Annotated in this window: 16 protein-coding genes and 2 pseudogenes; 8 read left to right on the top strand and 10 right to left on the bottom strand. The window is 65.5% G+C overall.

Annotation, left to right across the window (positions count from 1 at the left end):
* Positions 1 to 169: 169 nt before the first annotated feature.
* Positions 170 to 784 (bottom strand): TetR/AcrR family transcriptional regulator, encoded by a 615-nt coding sequence (locus JZ792_RS22405; protein ID WP_216913004.1) that lies wholly within the window; start codon positions 782 to 784, stop codon positions 170 to 172.
* 98 nt (positions 785 to 882) lie between these two features.
* Between JZ792_RS22405 and JZ792_RS22400 the strand changes: the two genes are divergently transcribed.
* The gene (locus JZ792_RS22400) at positions 883 to 1,704 is read left to right on the top strand and encodes an SDR family NAD(P)-dependent oxidoreductase (protein WP_216913002.1); all 822 of its coding nucleotides are present in this window, start codon (positions 883 to 885) and stop codon (positions 1,702 to 1,704) included.
* A gap of 449 nt (positions 1,705 to 2,153) precedes the next feature.
* Here the strand turns inward: JZ792_RS22400 and JZ792_RS22395 are convergent, their stop codons facing one another.
* Entirely contained in the window at positions 2,154 to 2,771 is a 618-nt protein-coding gene (locus JZ792_RS22395; RefSeq protein WP_216913000.1) for a TetR family transcriptional regulator, read from the bottom strand.
* Positions 2,772 to 3,014: 243 nt separating this feature from the next.
* On the opposite strand from JZ792_RS22395, the gene JZ792_RS22390 reads away from it, so the two are divergent.
* Positions 3,015 to 4,307 carry a family 1 glycosylhydrolase gene (locus tag JZ792_RS22390; protein WP_216912999.1) on the top strand — a complete coding sequence of 431 codons (1,293 nt, stop codon included), beginning with the start codon at positions 3,015 to 3,017 and terminating at the stop codon, positions 4,305 to 4,307.
* Positions 4,308 to 4,344: 37 nt separating this feature from the next.
* A complete protein-coding gene (locus JZ792_RS43005) occupies positions 4,345 to 4,587 on the top strand; it encodes a hypothetical protein (RefSeq protein ID WP_216912998.1) in 243 nt (80 codons plus the stop codon).
* A 101-nt stretch (positions 4,588 to 4,688) separates the two neighbouring features.
* Here the strand turns inward: JZ792_RS43005 and JZ792_RS42150 are convergent, their stop codons facing one another.
* From JZ792_RS42150 to JZ792_RS22350, 8 genes and pseudogenes are all read right to left on the bottom strand, one after another.
* Positions 4,689 to 5,105: an LLM class oxidoreductase gene (locus JZ792_RS42150; protein WP_254190166.1), complete on the bottom strand. Its 417-nt coding sequence runs from the start codon at positions 5,103 to 5,105 to the stop codon at positions 4,689 to 4,691.
* Between the two features lie 219 nt (positions 5,106 to 5,324).
* The gene (locus tag JZ792_RS42145) at positions 5,325 to 6,011 is read right to left on the bottom strand and encodes an LLM class flavin-dependent oxidoreductase (RefSeq protein ID WP_254190165.1); all 687 of its coding nucleotides are present in this window, start codon (positions 6,009 to 6,011) and stop codon (positions 5,325 to 5,327) included.
* Between the two features lie 150 nt (positions 6,012 to 6,161).
* Positions 6,162 to 6,923 carry an SDR family NAD(P)-dependent oxidoreductase gene (locus JZ792_RS22375; RefSeq protein ID WP_216912997.1) on the bottom strand — a complete coding sequence of 254 codons (762 nt, stop codon included), beginning with the start codon at positions 6,921 to 6,923 and terminating at the stop codon, positions 6,162 to 6,164.
* Positions 6,924 to 7,014: 91 nt separating this feature from the next.
* Entirely contained in the window at positions 7,015 to 7,785 is a 771-nt protein-coding gene (locus JZ792_RS22370) for an NADPH-dependent F420 reductase (protein ID WP_308165402.1), read from the bottom strand.
* Positions 7,786 to 8,039: 254 nt separating this feature from the next.
* Entirely contained in the window at positions 8,040 to 8,804 is a 765-nt protein-coding gene (locus JZ792_RS22365; RefSeq protein ID WP_368858164.1) for an NAD(P)-binding domain-containing protein, read from the bottom strand.
* A 13-nt stretch (positions 8,805 to 8,817) separates the two neighbouring features.
* Positions 8,818 to 9,561, bottom strand: a complete 744-nt coding sequence (locus JZ792_RS22360; protein ID WP_216912994.1) for an NADPH-dependent F420 reductase — start codon at positions 9,559 to 9,561, stop codon at positions 8,818 to 8,820.
* A 269-nt stretch (positions 9,562 to 9,830) separates the two neighbouring features.
* Entirely contained in the window at positions 9,831 to 10,424 is a 594-nt protein-coding gene (locus JZ792_RS22355) for a TetR/AcrR family transcriptional regulator (RefSeq protein WP_216912993.1), read from the bottom strand.
* A gap of 296 nt (positions 10,425 to 10,720) precedes the next feature.
* Positions 10,721 to 11,015, bottom strand: a pseudogene (locus JZ792_RS22350) (response regulator); the annotation flags it as partial.
* Between the two features lie 576 nt (positions 11,016 to 11,591).
* On the opposite strand from JZ792_RS22350, the pseudogene JZ792_RS22345 reads away from it, so the two are divergent.
* From JZ792_RS22345 to JZ792_RS22325, 5 genes and pseudogenes are all read left to right on the top strand, one after another.
* A pseudogene (locus tag JZ792_RS22345) lies at positions 11,592 to 12,395 on the top strand (adenine nucleotide alpha hydrolase family protein); the annotation flags it as partial.
* Between the two features lie 122 nt (positions 12,396 to 12,517).
* Complete coding sequence (locus JZ792_RS22340; RefSeq protein ID WP_216912986.1) at positions 12,518 to 13,063, top strand: hypothetical protein; 546 nt, start codon at positions 12,518 to 12,520, stop codon at positions 13,061 to 13,063.
* Positions 13,060 to 13,416: a hypothetical protein gene (locus JZ792_RS22335; RefSeq protein WP_216912984.1), complete on the top strand. Its 357-nt coding sequence runs from the start codon at positions 13,060 to 13,062 to the stop codon at positions 13,414 to 13,416. The genes JZ792_RS22340 and JZ792_RS22335 overlap by 4 nt, the downstream gene beginning before the upstream one ends.
* Positions 13,417 to 13,555: 139 nt before the next feature.
* The gene (locus JZ792_RS22330; protein ID WP_216912982.1) at positions 13,556 to 14,365 is read left to right on the top strand and encodes a methyltransferase; all 810 of its coding nucleotides are present in this window, start codon (positions 13,556 to 13,558) and stop codon (positions 14,363 to 14,365) included.
* A gap of 122 nt (positions 14,366 to 14,487) precedes the next feature.
* The gene (locus JZ792_RS22325; RefSeq protein WP_216912980.1) at positions 14,488 to 15,159 is read left to right on the top strand and encodes a hypothetical protein; all 672 of its coding nucleotides are present in this window, start codon (positions 14,488 to 14,490) and stop codon (positions 15,157 to 15,159) included.
* Positions 15,160 to 15,330: the final 171 nt, after the last annotated feature.

Below are 15,330 nucleotides of genomic sequence, written 5' to 3'. Positions count from 1 at the left end.
GCCCAGGGGTCGGTTGGGGGTGGCGGTGTGCACGTTGCCGTGGTTGGAGTTCGTTCCGGATCGGGTGGGTTCGGCGCCGGAACTGCTGGCAAGGCCGAGCAGTGACCGGGGCGGCAAGTCGCCCCAGCCCGATGGTGCTACGGCCAGGGCACGCTGCTCGTTCTCGGGGTTATGCGGGTGGCTCGACCAGTACGCCCATGGCCTGGTCGAGGAGTTCGGACAACGGTGTGGTTCCGCTGGCCGCGGTCCAGGCGTCGGTTGCGGCGTCCAGGCAGGAGATTGCTGAGCCTACGAGGGCGTGGGCGCGCAGGTCGCGCGTGGATTCCGGATCACCACCGAGTCGGTGGCGGATCTGTGGCACCAGCAGGCTGTGCCAGCCCTGTGTCTTCTCCCACTGGCGGGTCATCAGGGCGCAAGCGTCGTCGAGCAGCCGCATCAGGTTCAGGAAGGTTTGGGGCTCCTCGGCCGTCGGCTCGGTGATCACGTCGAAGCAGCGGCGTAGCGCTTCCCAGGGCCCCTCGTCGGCGGGGCGGGCGGCCAGCGCAGCGGCGATCCGGGGACCGAACTCGCTCATTCTGCCGAGGACGAGTTCCTCCTTGGTCCCGAAGTACCGGAAGAAGGTGGTGCGCGACAAGCCTGCCTCGGCGGCGATCTGTTCGACCGTTGTCTTGTCGAAGCCCTGTTCGGAGAAGAGCCGGAACGCGATCTCGATGACCTCTTCGCGCATCACGGCTCGTGTCCGCTCCCGCAGCGTGGAGCGCGCGGTCCTGGATGTCTCGGCCATCTCGTGAGTGTAGTACACAGAACCCAAGTGGTACTGAGTTCCGTATTGGTATAGAGTCTCTTTTGTTGTTTCAGTATCCCTATCGAGGAGTGCTTCTCATGAGCAAGATCTGGTTCATCACCGGTTCATCCCGCGGCTTGGGCCGCCGGTTCACCGAGGCCGCGCTCTCGCGCGGCGACAAGGTCGCCGCGACCGCCCGCGACACCGACGCGCTGGCCGATCTGGTCGCCATCCACGGCGACGCGATCTTGCCGCTACCCCTGGACGTAACAGATAAGGCTGCCGTGACCGACTCGGTCCGGCGGGCCCACGAACACTTCGGCCGCCTCGACGTCGTCGTCAACAACGCCGGCTACGGCCTGTTCGGCATGGTCGAAGAGCTGACCGAAGACGACGTCCGCGCCCAGTTCGAGACGAATGTGTTCGGCACCCTCTGGGTCGTTCAGGCGGCGCTGCCCTACCTCCGCGCTCAGGGCAGCGGCCACATCATCAACATCTCCAGCCTGATCGCCCTTGCCGCCTACCCCACCACGGGCGGCTACACCGCCTCCAAGGCGGCGGTCGAGGGACTCTCGGACTCCCTGGCCCAGGAAGTCGCCGGCTTCGGCATCAAGGTCACCGTTGTCGAGCCCGGGCCTTTCGGCACCGAGTTCAACGCGTCCTCGGCTCATTCCGCACCGCTGTCGGCCTACGACAGCTTCCGGGAGACGGTCCACGCCGGCTTCGCCACCATCCCCAATCCCGACCCGGCGGGTGTCGGCGCCGCGCTGCTGAAGGTCGTCGACGCCGAGACCCCACCGTCGCGGGTCTTCTTCGGTACCTTCCCCCTCCAGATCGTCCCTCCGCTCTACGCCGACCGGATCAAGGGCTGGCAGGAGTGGGCCGAGGTGTCCGCCGCGGCCGAGGCCGGCCAGGGGTGACCGCCCGGCCGCCGTTTCCGGCGGGCTTGCAAGTCGACCCTCGACCGCCTGGCCCATGGCGCTGGTGTGGACTGCCGCGTTGAGCCGGTGGACGAAAGTCCGCTCATCCGCCTTGCCGAGGCGGCGGACGTCGATACCTCGCCCGTCGTCTTCGTGTGCGCCGTTGTCGAACGCGGGTGGATCGCGGCGTGCCTGCCGGCCGATTCGACTCGCAGATACTGACGCTGTATCTGATTGCGCAGCGAGCGGCCGCAACTGCGGTGAGGGTAGCGGCACGACGGTCGGCGGCACCCGAGATCGCCACCGCGCCGAGTGCACCGGATAGCGGACCCATCGGTCAATTATCCGAACGCATGCGCAATCCGTGGGCGCCGGAGTGCTTCGCCGACGGCGGCGGGCTGAGCCCGGCAGGCTGTACTGGGTGCGCGATGGTGCCTGGGTCGAGCCGACTACCGCGCGCTGCGTTCTCTCTCGGCAGCGCTGATCAGTGCCGTGCCCAGCAGCGTCGCCGCGTCCAGATAGGAGTCCTGAGAAATCGCCTCGGGATCGGTGTGGGCGAGCAGAGCTATACCGTGCTCGAGAGCGAGTGCCACCAGTGCCATTTGCTCGGCGGGTGCGGGCAGGGGCAGTCCCATTCCTTCGATCACGCGCCGGGTAGAACGCGCGTACCAGTCTCGCGATTTTCTATCGTAGTCGCGTAATGCCTGTGCCGCCAGAGGATTTCGCATCGCGTAGAGCCGGAATTCGAGCATCAGCACGAAACGTTCGCGGTCGGCGAAGCGATTGCCGCCTCTGCCTCGCAGAGTGTCGACTGTCTGCATGGCGTCACCGCCCGGAGCCAGAATTTCTTCGCTCTCTTCGATGTCGCGATCGAGCCAGTCTCCGAGAAGCGCGAGGAACAGATCTTCCTTGTTGGTGAAGTTCGCATAGACCGCACCTCGGGTGTACCCGGCCCTGTCCGCGATGTCTTCGAGGGAAGCTTGCGTGAAGCCCTTTTCCGCGAAGACCTCCTCGGCGGCGGTGAGCAGCAGGTTGCGGGTGCGCCGCATGCTCTCGGCGCGGGTCAACCGGGGCATGTTCGACCTTCTCTGACGGGTGCCTCCTTGACACTGCTCGGTCCGAACACAACAATACCCGAAGACATCGACGTATCTGGATACATCAACGTATCTGAATGACGTGTCGGTCGAGCCGCACTCACGGCCTGATCACTGTTCACTTCGGTCCACTGCCCGACGCGGAGGGACACGACGCAGTTTCGTGAGTTCCGAACGAAGGAAGTTATGCGTCAATCGACTACTGTCACCGCGATGCTGTCCGCAGTGGTCTCGGTGCTGGCTCTGACTGCTCTTGCGGCGCCCTCAGCGGCCGAAGACCTTCCCGCGTTACCGGCGGACTTCGAGTTCGGTGTCGCTCAATCCGGTTTCCAGTCCGAAGGTTTCAACCAGGACTCGAACTACCTGCGCTACGGCAACGAAGGGAAGTTGCACGAGCCGGTGGGAAACGCCGTGGACTTCTTCCACCAGTACGAGGGCGACGTCGCCAGGGCGGCCTCGATCGGTGTGGACAACTACCGCTTGTCGGTGGAGTGGTCGCGCGTCGAACCGCAACCCGGTGTCGACGACGCGGCCGGTTGGGCGTTCTACGACGCGGTGATCGGCCGCATCGTGGCCTCGGGCATGCGTCCCATGATCACGTTGAATCACTGGGTCCATCCCGGTTGGGCGGTCGATCGTGGGGGGTGGAACAACCCGGAGATGGCCGCATCCCTGACCGCTTTCGGGCGACGTGTCGTTGATCGCTACACCTGGGCCGAGCCGATTTGGATCACCTTCAACGAGCCCAGCGAATACGTCCGGCGGGAACTGACCTACGGCGGTTTGGCGCCGGCGAACACCGGGCTCATGGTCGATGGGATCATCGCGGCTCATCGGGCGATCACGACCCACATCCATGCCGTGCAGCCCGGGGGCCAGGTCTCCTCGAACATCGCCTACATCCCACTGCCCGGTGTGGAACCGGCACTGGAAGCCGTGTTCTCCGACCGTATGGTCGATTCCTTCGACTTCATCGGCGTCGACCAGTACTACTCGATCGCGCCGTCGGAACTGTCGTCGTTCGTCACCTCGGGCGGCTCGTTCTGGAATCTGCCGCAATCACCGGAAAGCATGTACTACGTGCTGCGCTACTTCGCCGCCAAATACCCGAACAAGCCGCTGCGGGTCATCGAGAACGGATTGGCCACCGACGCGGATCAAAACCGTGCCGAAGGGTACCGCCGCGACGACCACCTCCGCGACACCGTCTACTGGATTCAGCGCGCACGCCGAGACGGCATCAACATCGTCTCCTACAACTACTGGAGCCTCACCGACAACTACGAGTGGGGTGAATACGGTCCCCGATTCGGTCTCTACAGCGTCGACGCCGTCCACGACCCGGCCCTGACCCGCCGACCGACCGTCGCGGTGACGGCATACCGCGAGATCACCGAACACCACGGAGTGCCCGCCACCTACCGGCCCACGCGCCGACCCGCACCGTGCTCACTGATCGCGCTACCCGACAGTTGCGGCGATCCGGTGTCGGTAGAGCCGCGCTGACGAGCCGGGACGCGGTCCACAAGCAGGATAATCCCTGATGAAGCTCGACACTTGGTCACGGTGCCTGCTCGACCCTGGTACTCGGTGCGGTCTCGGCCACCGCGACAGCGGAGCCGATCCGTTCTGCCAACAACTGGGTCTGTCCAGTCGACGGCTGATCTTGGTTGTCGAACTCTTGCAGTGGCTGGTGGGGATCGGGCGGCTCTCGAAGGCGATCCGGAAGGCGTTCAGGGGCGCGCTTTCCCTCTCATGGTCCACCGTGCACGTCCTGCGCGGGTGAAGTCGAGGCTCATAAAAGCCGTGTAGACACATTTCCGCGCGGCGGTCTCGTTGAGGAAGTGTCCGCGGGCGCGCACGGCTTTGCGGATGGTTCGATCGAAGTCACCGCGTGACGCGTGGATCGACTCCATATCGGGCCGGTGCCCCGAGGTGTTCTCGGAGGGTGGCGCCGTCATATTCTCGGTGGAACAGCCCGCGATCCTGGAGGATCGGCACCACGCCATCGACGAAGGCGTCAACCCCGTCCTCGTAGATGTCCGGCGAGACCCAGAAGCCGTCGACCGCGTCTGCCTCGAACCATTCCTGCATGTGGTCAGCGGCGTTGGCGGCCGGTCCGACGATGACTGGGTGGTAATCGATGACACCGTGCGCGAGCACGTCGCGGAGCGTCCAGCCTTCACGCGCGATCTCGAGTGCATGGACCGAGCGGGGGTCGGCCGGTGACGGCCGTGCCTTGGACAACTGTTCCGGCGATAGTGGCTCGTCGAGCCGCGCAGGATCGAGGCGCAGGCCGAGCATCCGTCCGAGATAGGACGCGCGCTGAGGAAATGTTCGTCCGCTCAGGGTGATTCGGCGATCGAGACCTTCTCGACTATCGCTCGTGATCGTCGTCATCAGGTCGGCAAAGAATTTGAGCTCGTCCGGGTCCCGCCCGGCGCGTTCGGTTGCTTCCCGAAACGCGGTGCGCTGCGCACGCGCATCATCGATCGTGAAAGCCGCGCCGATGACGCCACTGGCCTAGCGGCCGGCGAGATCGAGGGCGTTCGGACTGCCTCCGGCGTGGAAGATGACGGGTTGCCCCTGCTCGGAGGGAGGAATGTACAGCGGCCCGCGCGAGGCGACGAAATTGCCGCCCATATTGATGGGAGCGACCTGCTCGGCGTTCGCGAAGCGGCCCGTCGCCTTGTCGTGCACCCATGCAGCCTTTCCCCAGCTGCCCCAAAGAGCCTGTACCAGCTGGACCGTCTCATGCGCCCTCCCGTAGCGTTCGGAGCTGGACGGCAGTCGTGCGCCATAATTCGCCGCGACGTCCTCGCCGCTCGATGTGACGGCGTTCCAACCGGTCCGTCCATGACTCATGACATCCAGCGCCTTGAACTGTCGCGCGAGGTTGAACGGCTCGTTGAAGGTGGTCGAGCCAGTAGCGACGAGGCCGATCCGGTTCGTTTCGCGGGCAACAGCTGCCAACGTAACCATGACGTCGAGATTGAAGTTGGGTGGCTCATTCTCGATGTCGCCGACGTGACTGGGACCGTCCGGCAGGAACAGGAACTGGAGCTTTCCACGCTCGGCCGCTTGGGCATGCCGGACCTTCGCGTCGAAACTCGTATAGCTCGTGGGGTCGACCGCCGGGGCGCGCCAGGCACCGGGCAGGTTGCCGTACCCGTTGCCCAGATGCATGCCGATAATCATTTGTCTGGTCATCATGTCCTCTTTTCCGTGTGCAGCTCCGAGCTGTTCGTCTGTCGGTTGCGCGCTATACGGAGATATCTCCGCTCGAATCCAGAGTTCGGGTGGCCGCTCGGCCATGCGTGGTGGTGGACTACCCGAAGGGAGGCGGGGGTTGGCCTCGTCTCAATGGACGACGTAGCCGCCGTCGATGATCAGTTCTTCGCCGGTGACGAATTTCGCCTCGTCAGATGCGAGATACAGGATGCCGTAGGCAATGTCGGAGGATTCGCCGATGTGCGGTGGCAGAACCGAGTTCACGGGGTCCGCAGCGTCCTCCTTGGTGATGTCGTAGTTCTTGATGAGGCTTGTGTAGATCGGGCCGGGGTGAACCGAGTTCACACGGATGCTGTCGGCAGCGAAATAGTTCGCTGCGTGCTTGGTCAGGGAGCGGACTGCGCCCTTCGAGGCGGAATAGGCAGCGCCGCCGCCGTCGGCCGGACCGGAGATGATGGCCGCGAGCGACGAGACGTTCACGATCGCGCCACGCCCTGCGGCCTGCATGACGGGAATGACGTTTTTCATACCGAGCCAGGTGCCTGTCGCATTGATCGCAAGAACCTTGTTCCACTCGTCGAGTTCAGTATCGAGCAGGCCCTTGGGGAGGGCGATCCCGGCGTTGTTGACCAGGATGTCGATAGTTCCCCATGAAGCGGTGACGTCGGCGATGACCCGTTTCCAGTCCTCGGGTGAACTGACGTCGAGCACGTGCGCGATCACCTCTGCTCCCGAGGCGGAAATGTCTTCGAGGGCGCGGGCGAGCGCGTCCTGCGATACGTCGGTGACGACGACTTTGGCTCCCTCGGCAGCAAAGATTTGCGCCGTGGCGAGTCCGATGCCGCTGGCAGCGCCGGTGATGAGGGCGATCTTGCTGTTCAGACGTGGCATTTTATCGTTCCATTCGTGTTGTCTCATCGGATGACGGCCTATACCGCACGTTCGCGGCCCATCCCCTCCTGGAGGTCGGTCTTCTTATGCGTCAGAACTGTCGCGCCCCGACATCAGGGCGATGCGAGGCAGTAAGCAGCGTGCGCAGACGGCCTGCCGAAACGGGAGCCCCGGGGTCGGCGAGGTAATCGTTTTTGAATCCGTCTGCGCTGGCGGCGTAGATCGGCGTGTAGGCACCGGAATCCGGTTCGAAGCGCCACGACTCCGCGAGCGTCCCGGCGTCGACCGTGTCGAATCCGAGCGCGTTCACGATGTCGCAGACGCGGTTCTTGGCCGCGGTGTCGTCTCCGGCGACCGGCAGTGCTGTGCGCGGGAGGGAGTTGGCGAGGTTCGGGATGTGGGGGAAGAGGATGTTGTTGAAGGCTTTGACGATGAGCGTGTCCGGGAGCAGTGTTTGCTCGTACTCGGCGGTGGTGCTCTCGAGTGTGTCCAGTTCCTCGATGCGACCGTCCCGGTGAGGGTAGTAGTTACCCGTGGACAGGATCGACTTTCCCGCGAAGGCGTCTATGGGCAGGTTCGGGTACGCGGCCAGCGGTACGGCCAGGACCGGGATGTCGCCGAACTCCGCTGCCGCACGGACCTCCCCGGCCTGTGCCCGGGGGCCGAGCTCGTCGATCAAGTCCGTGAGCGACTCAGGTCCTCGCGAATTGGCGATCAACACTTCGTAATCGGCCGCGATAGCCAGCCGAGCGACCGCTGCTCCGATCGATCCGCTGCCGATGATTCCAATGCGCTTCACGTTGCTCTCCTTGCTGATGATGGCTGAGTACTCATACCCGCACGAGCGTGATCGTCTCCGCACTACCTATCGCCTGCACCGCCTGACGGGGGATCTGTATGTATGGGCGACTCCCACCCGTTTCTGGTGAGAACGGTCGGGGCCGCGGCAGATTCGCCGTCGGCCAAATTCGCACCCCGCACCCAGCTGGTGGTCAAAGTAGCGAGGAACCAGTGCTCGGCTTGCTGTTGGTCGGCGTAAAGATGACCGCATGAGATAGCAACATCGCCACGGGCCGACCACGGCATCTCTCCTACCCGGAGAGAGGTTGTCGGCAGTTAGCTGGGGCGGTGGTGTGCGGCGCGGTTGATCGCGACGGTCTGATCCAGTGAGGGCGCCTCGGTGAGGCTCGCGAAATGCTCCCAGAGCCGGTCACGAGTGCGGGACGCTTCGTCCTTGTCGGCCGCCGCCAGGGCCTGTCCCAGTTCCTCGAGGTTCAGTTCGGTGCAGTAGGCGGGCGTGCCCGGTTGTTGCCGCCACGATTGGGCCAGCACCCCGGCGTCGAAGGGGTCGAAGCCCGTGTCGTCAACGAGTTGCATGACGGTTCGGCGTGCTCGTTCGGAATCGGCGGCGACGGGGATGGCGATGCGCCCCGGAGTCCCTGGGGGCAGTCCTTTGGTCTGCTGTGTTCCCGCGAGTGCGGCGTTCCATGCCTTCACGATCGGTGTGCCGAGTTGCTGCGCGCTCCACACACTTTCGACCTGTCCGTTGTCGACCGCCTCGACATGGCCGTTCATGGCGGGGTAGTAGTTCGAGGTGTCGACGATCACCGTGTCGTCGGAAACCCCGGCGAGGAGGTCGGCGAGCTCGGGCTGCTTGCCGAACGGGATCGACACGACGATGACCTGCCTGTCGTGGGTCGCGGCGTCCACCTCGACTGCGCGAGCGCCTGACTGTCGGACGTCGGCGGCGACTGCCTGCGGTCCGCGGGCATCCGCGACCAGTACCTCGTGTCCAGCCTCGGCGAGTCGCCGGGCGATGTTGCCGCCGATGGCTCCGGCGCCGATAACGGAAATCCTCATATCGTGTTCCTTCCTTTTCATCGTGTCCGAATGGCTACATGAACAACGCGCGGCTGAGGCGCACGCCGTACTCGGAGTCGGGGTTGGTCCTTTCGCCGAACCTTTCGGCGATGGCGGCGCCTGCCAGGTCGCGGCGCTTCGGCAGTCTCGCGGCTTCGGCGCCGGCCAGGGCGGCGCGCAGTTCCTCGCGGGTGAGATCGGTGCAGTAACTCGGCGCCCCGGGCTGCTGGCGCCACGATTGCGCCAGCGCTCCGGCGTCGAATCCATCGAATCCGGTGTCCTCGACCAGCGCTATGGCGACCGCGCGTTCGCTGTCGTCGTCGGCCGCGACCGGGAGCGCCACACGTCCCGGAGTCCCTACAGGCGTACCTTTCAGGGCGAAGGAGTCCGAGCCGATGGAATTCCATGCCTTGACGATCGAGCGGCCGAGCTGTTGCGCGACCCAGAGACTTTCGACCTGGCCTGCTTCGATGGCCGCGATCTCGGAATCACGCCCCGGGTAGTAGTTCGAGGTGTCGATGACGACCGTCTCGGCGGGAACACCGCCCAGCAACGCCACGATCTCGGGAACGCGGTTCAGCGGTATGGACAGGATGACGACGTCCACGTCTTTCACGGCCTCGGCGGCGGGTACCGCACGTGCTCCCGTGGCCAGGGCCGTGGCGTCGATCGTGTCGGGCCCGCGCGAGTTGGCGACCTTCACATCATGTCCGGCCCCGCTCAACTCCCGACTGAGCGTCTTACCGATATGTCCGACCCCGAGAATGCCTATCTTCATCCAGTAACTCCTTGGGTTGCTTTTCCTTTTCATTCATCAGACGAGACTGTGCGGACACTTCGCTGCGGCCCCAACGGCCGAGCCTCGGTACAGCCTCTGCCGAGTCTTCGGCCCTACAGATCCCGGGCCGAACGCGCGGCCAACCACAACACCGGGTTCCATGAATTCGCGCACCGATGGACACCTGACTCCGTCGCGGGCGTTACCGAACACGAACGCGACAGTTCCACCTCGGATCCCGAGCTACCCGGTGTGGAGGACGATCCGCTCTACCGCTTGTCGTCTTGTTCGCGGTAGCCGTTCTCGATCAGTGTCAGCAGACGGTCGAGCACCTCGTGGTCGACCCCAGCGGCACCCATGGTCCATGCCACCGAGACGGCCAGCAGGAACAAGTCACGCCCGGTCACCGAGGCCCGCACCTGTCCCGTGAGCTGCGCGGCGAGCACATACTCGTCGGTGGTCGCGATGATGTTCTCGCAGGGCACCGTCAGCGGGTTGTCCGGATCCAGCGCTCTCGCCGCGGCCATGAGCGGTTCTGGCAACCCGCTGAACGCGCTGAAGTATTCCTCCATCGCGCGCAGCCATCGCCGCAGTCTTTCCGACGCGTCGTCGAGCTGCGAGATATCGGCTCGACGTGCCTCCAGTTCTTCGGAACGGGATTGCAACACCGCCGCGAGCAGTGCCTCGCGGTTGGGGAAGTGCCGATACAACGTGCCCGGCCCGACGCCGGCCTCCTTGGCGACCGCCTCCAGCGAAGTACCGACCCCGAACCTCAGGAAATGACGCTGAGCCGCCTCCAGCAGAGCGACTCGGTTGCGCGCAACATCCACACGCGGCCGACGACCCGACTGCTCGACACCCATACGTCCTCCCGACTGCTCCAGGGCCCACGATAAAACGGACTCTGCCTCCGGATACCTCCCCAGCATAAAGCGGAGGCAGCATCCGGTCAACCCGCCGGGTGCGCCGGGTGCTACCGACCGCTGCAAGACAGTCGGTGAGCAGGGTCTGACGTTAGGTACTCGACGCCACCGCGACCAGCACGGGAACTCGCATCGGTCATGATGCCGGGCATTTGGATCGCCCGCCTACCGCCACGCACGCCGCTCAATCGAATGGCGGTAATCGACCTGGGCCGGACGAGTCGGCACTCTGCGATCAGGATGATCACCGCCAGATCCGCCAGATCGGCGTCGGCTCGGATGCAGGCCAGGATCTGGCGGCCGTCGTATTGGGCAGGTTCAGATCGAGCAGGACCAGGTCCGGGCGCGGCGCATCGCGGTATTCGCCGCGAGGGAACAGGAAGTCCAGGGTCTGCTCACCATTCCGCGCCACGTGCACGGTACTACCGAAGGTGTTCTCCGCGAACGCCTCCCGGGTGATCAGCGCATCACCCGGGTCGTCCTCGATGGCAGGATATCGATCGGCCGCGCCGGGGTCCTTACAGCGACCAGAATCGTCGCTTCTGAACAGCGCGGGATGAACACCTTCCACCGCGGCCGACTGGAGGCCCTGTCCACGTTGCGTGTGGTCCTGGACCCGAACCGCTGCCGCCGACCATCCAGACGACCGCACCACCGCGCGGCTGATCCGACCGCGCAGCACCGCCTCGGAACAAGCCGTCGCGCACCCGCAACGTCCGAGTACCCGCCGGACCGAGCAGGGATCATGCGCCACGACGCCCCCGCACTCCTTGAGCGCCTCAGCACACGAACTTGAAAACCCCTCCCTACCAACGATATACCGCTACGAAGCCCGAAACTCGGCTGATGCGATTCTCTCGCCTACCCCAGTAAGGTGCGCTCGCGGCAAAGCGCAGTAGAGCTTGTTCCCGAACACCGCCAGCACGAGACGATCAGAAGTCTCCACCAAGACACTCGCATCACCACGAACCACACCCGCTCGAAGCAATACTGGTGCAACAGATCTGTTGCCGCCCTGCTCCGGCACTGCCGAGGTGGACCTGCAATAATTCCACGAACAAGTAAGCCCTCGGCCCCAATCGAACTGGCGGAAGAAGCGGCGGCAAGGACAGCCAGGCAATGCTGGATGTCCTGGTCGAGGAGTTTCATCGGCTCGATGTGCTCGACCGGGTCACGACCGTCCATGCCTCGATGGGCCGAGCCGATTGGCCCGGAACTGCCGCTCTCGCGCGGGAGCACGCCCTGCACTATGGACTGCGTCACGAGGTGGTAGCCCGCACAGGCGGTGATCTGCTCGCCCGTGTCGCCGAACACGGCAAGTGGCCATCCCACCGAACACGCTGGTGCACAAGTGATTTCAAAAGGGGACCGGCGCGGCGGGTGATCACGATGCTGGTCGCGGAGTCTCGCGCCACCGGGATCACCGACCGCCCGATCAGGGTGCTCCACGCCATGGGCCACCGCGGGCAGGAATCCGTCGAGAGATCAAACCGAGCGGCCTTCGTCCACGAGCCGGGCAGGACGTGTCTGTGCACGCGGTGCAGTACCGCCCGCACCGCCGGGAGCCCGCCTACCGGCAGTGTCTCGAACTCGCGTCGGATCGTCGATACCTGGCTGCCGATCCACAGCTGGGACCTCGAGACGGTGTGGGCGCGGGTCGCCGCGGCGGGCACCCGACCGCATAGTTCGTACCGGGCGGGTTTCGCACGCGCATCGTGTGTCTTCTGCATCTATTCCTCCAGGTCAGGGCTGGTACGGGCCGCGCGCCTGCACCCCGATTTGGCAGCGCAGTACGCCGCGGTCGAAGCCGACATCAGGCACCGCTTCCGGGTGGATGTGTCCATGGCCGAGGTCATCGCCGAAGCCGCCAGCGACATCGGGACCGGGCCGGGCGCTGACTGGATCGACTGAACCCGCGACCCCCTCCCCGGGGTGCCCGGCTCTCCCTCCGTCCTGTGTCCGTGTCCCGGCACGCCCGGCCCTCGACCCGGGATCCGCATGCCCCACCTGAACTTGTAGAAAGGCGAAACATCTTGATTGACAACGCAATCAACGCCGCCGAGGACCCCGCTTTCGATCCGTACATGCCCGATGAGCATCGGATCGAGGACGCGGTGAAGGTGTACATGGTGTTCGAGAACGGCCGCTGGTGTCTGGACGCGTTGATCCAGCAGGGCGATCCCCTCGACGAGGTCACCGGGACCCGGTGCAGCTACGAGCAGCCCCGCGAGGACTGCGCGGTCTGCTCGACCCCGCAGGGCCTCGCCGAGGTCCAGGCCGCCGACCGCGCCCCGATGCCCACCCCGCGCGAGTTGCTGGCCATGCTGGCCACGGAGTTCGGTGTCGTTGTGGTCCCGGCCGCGATGGCAGGACCCGGACCCCACATCACGCGGCTGAGCGAGCAGATCCAGCAACTCCTCGACAGGCGCAGCGAGGTCGACCAACTCGGGGAAACCCTCCGCGACGCCTTCGTCGCCGCGGTCGAACTGTCGACCTACCTCAACACCCAGACCCGTCACGGACGACCGCACGCCTTGCGAGCCCTGATCGCCCGCATCACCGGGAAACCCGGCGCATGAGTCACCCCGCCGGGGTGGTGGCTGCCTGCGGGTGTCCCGGGTCCGCGTCCTCGGTCCTGGGCGGTGTGCATGTTCGCCATCACCCGCGGTGTCTGCACAGTGAACCCCGCCGCTACGTCTGGTCCTACGCGGGCACCTTGTACACCGGCAGTCTGGCCGACCACGGCGAGCACTTCGAGTCCCTGGACCCCGACGCCCGCCACCGGGTCACCGCAGCCGGGGACGAGTTGCGCACCTGGACCGAGCACTACCGGCTGCACGCCACCACCACCAAGACCGGAGACCACCGCGTGCTCTATCGCCTCGCCGTCACCGGGGAATGGGTCGAACTGCTCATCGACACATCGCGTTGACGCCCCGACGCCGACACGACGCCGCAAGTTCGCATCCGCCACGGCCCAACGGGCGCGCGGCTGTGGTGCGGCGTCGCTCGAATACCCGGCCGCCGAGCCCTCTCTGCCCTACCTAGACCAGTGTGAAAGGTGATCATCGATGGCTGTCAGTACCTCGGTTCCGGTGCCCGAGTTCGCTCGCGAGATCCTGGCCGAGGCCCGGATCGAAGGCCGCAACCTGTACCTGCCCCAGCAGCTCAGCACGGCCGACTACCAGAAAGTCGATCGGGTCCTCGAGGCCATGGGCGGGAAATGGAACCGCCGGGCCCGAGCCCACGTCTTTCCCGACGACCCGAGCCAGATCATCGAAGCGGCCCTGGCGCGCGGCAGCACCCCCAACACCGACCGCAAGGTCCTCGAGGCGTACTGGGCGACCCCCGAGCCGCTGGCCCGCCACCTCGTCGCCGGACAGCATTCCGGTATCGCCGCTCTCCCACCCGGCGCGCGCGTGCTCGAGCCCTCGGCCGGGGACGGCGCGCTGGTGCGCGCGATCCTGGCCACCAACCCGGGCGTGGAAGTCACCGCCGTCGAGCCCGACCGCGCGCGTGCCGCCTGCATCGACTACGACCCGCGGATCACCATCGTCATCGACGGGTTCGAGGAATTCGCCGCGACCGCGACCTCGCGGTACGCCGCGGTGGTAATGAACCCGCCCTTCGCGCTACCCGGCCGTCCGACCGTGTGGATGGACCACCTCCACACCGCCTGGGACCTGCTCGACGACGGCGGGCAGCTGCTGGCCCTGGCCCCCAACGGCTACACCTACCGCAACCACCGCGACTACCGAGCGATGCGGGAATTCATCACCGCCCACGGCGGTCACGAACCACTGCCCGCCGGGGCGTTCGCCGCCTCGGGCACCGACACCGACACCGTGCTCCTGCACGCGCGCCGCCCCCTCCACCGCTGACACCGGCGGCAATCCGCAAGCCCCGGTCCTCACCGAGGGCGGTCTCCGCCTGTCGATTCCGGCCCCGGCCGTCCGGCCGAGTGCCTACCGGGGCCGCGTCCTCTGCGAAAGGAACGACCACCATGGGCGAGGGATCCGAGGGATTATTCCCTCTCGCAACGCTTTTCGATGACGACGCGATGCCTGTCTGCTGGTCGTTCGGATTGGGTGTCGACAGCGCCGCGGGACTTACCCGTACTCTGCTCGATCCGGGGTTCCGGCCACCGGAGTTGCTCGATGATCTGTCGAACCTGGTGGCAATGGTGGCTCAAACAGGTGACGAGTGGCACTCGACCTGTGACCTTGTCGCGCAGCATATCCTGCCGTTGCTCGCCGCCCGCCGGGTGCGTTTCGTCGAAGTCGCCCGCGCCGGACCGAAAGTCGCGGACGGGATCGTCGTCCTGCAAGACACCCGGTCCCCGACCCGGCTACATCCCGATCCCGACGAGCACGGCTTCTACCCCCTCTCCGCCGAGCACCGCGCCAACGGGGTCATGCCCACCCTGGCCGGGCGCACCTGTTCAGCCAAGGCCAAGGGACAGCCCCTAGATGCTTGGCGTGCAACACATTTGGGTCCGCGACCCTACATCCACGCGGTGGGTTTTTCGGCCGAGTTATGTCGCCGAATTGTTATGCGTCCAATGTCCATCAGAAGCCGCGTGGGTAGCCGGACCGGTCAGCTCGATGAGGTTCACCCCGAAGGGTGGACAGGGTTTCAGGCAGCCTTGGCTGCCTCTGTCAAGGATTGTTCGTAGCGTTGACGGCGCTCGCCAAAGTTCAGCGAGCGCCGTCAGCGTATCGGGCTGAGCATCCCGAGGGCGGTCCCGAAGTCCTGTTGTTCAGTCGGACTGCATATGAACGGTGTTGCGGCGAGCCGCGTTTGACTTCAATTCGGGGGTAGTGGTGGGTGGGAACATGAGCTGTCG

The organism is Nocardia noduli (assembly GCF_019038455.1).
GTDB lineage: Bacteria > Actinomycetota > Actinomycetes > Mycobacteriales > Mycobacteriaceae > Nocardia > Nocardia noduli.
Note: the sequence above shows the minus strand (reverse complement) of the source record. Positions and strands in the feature narration are given on the sequence as shown.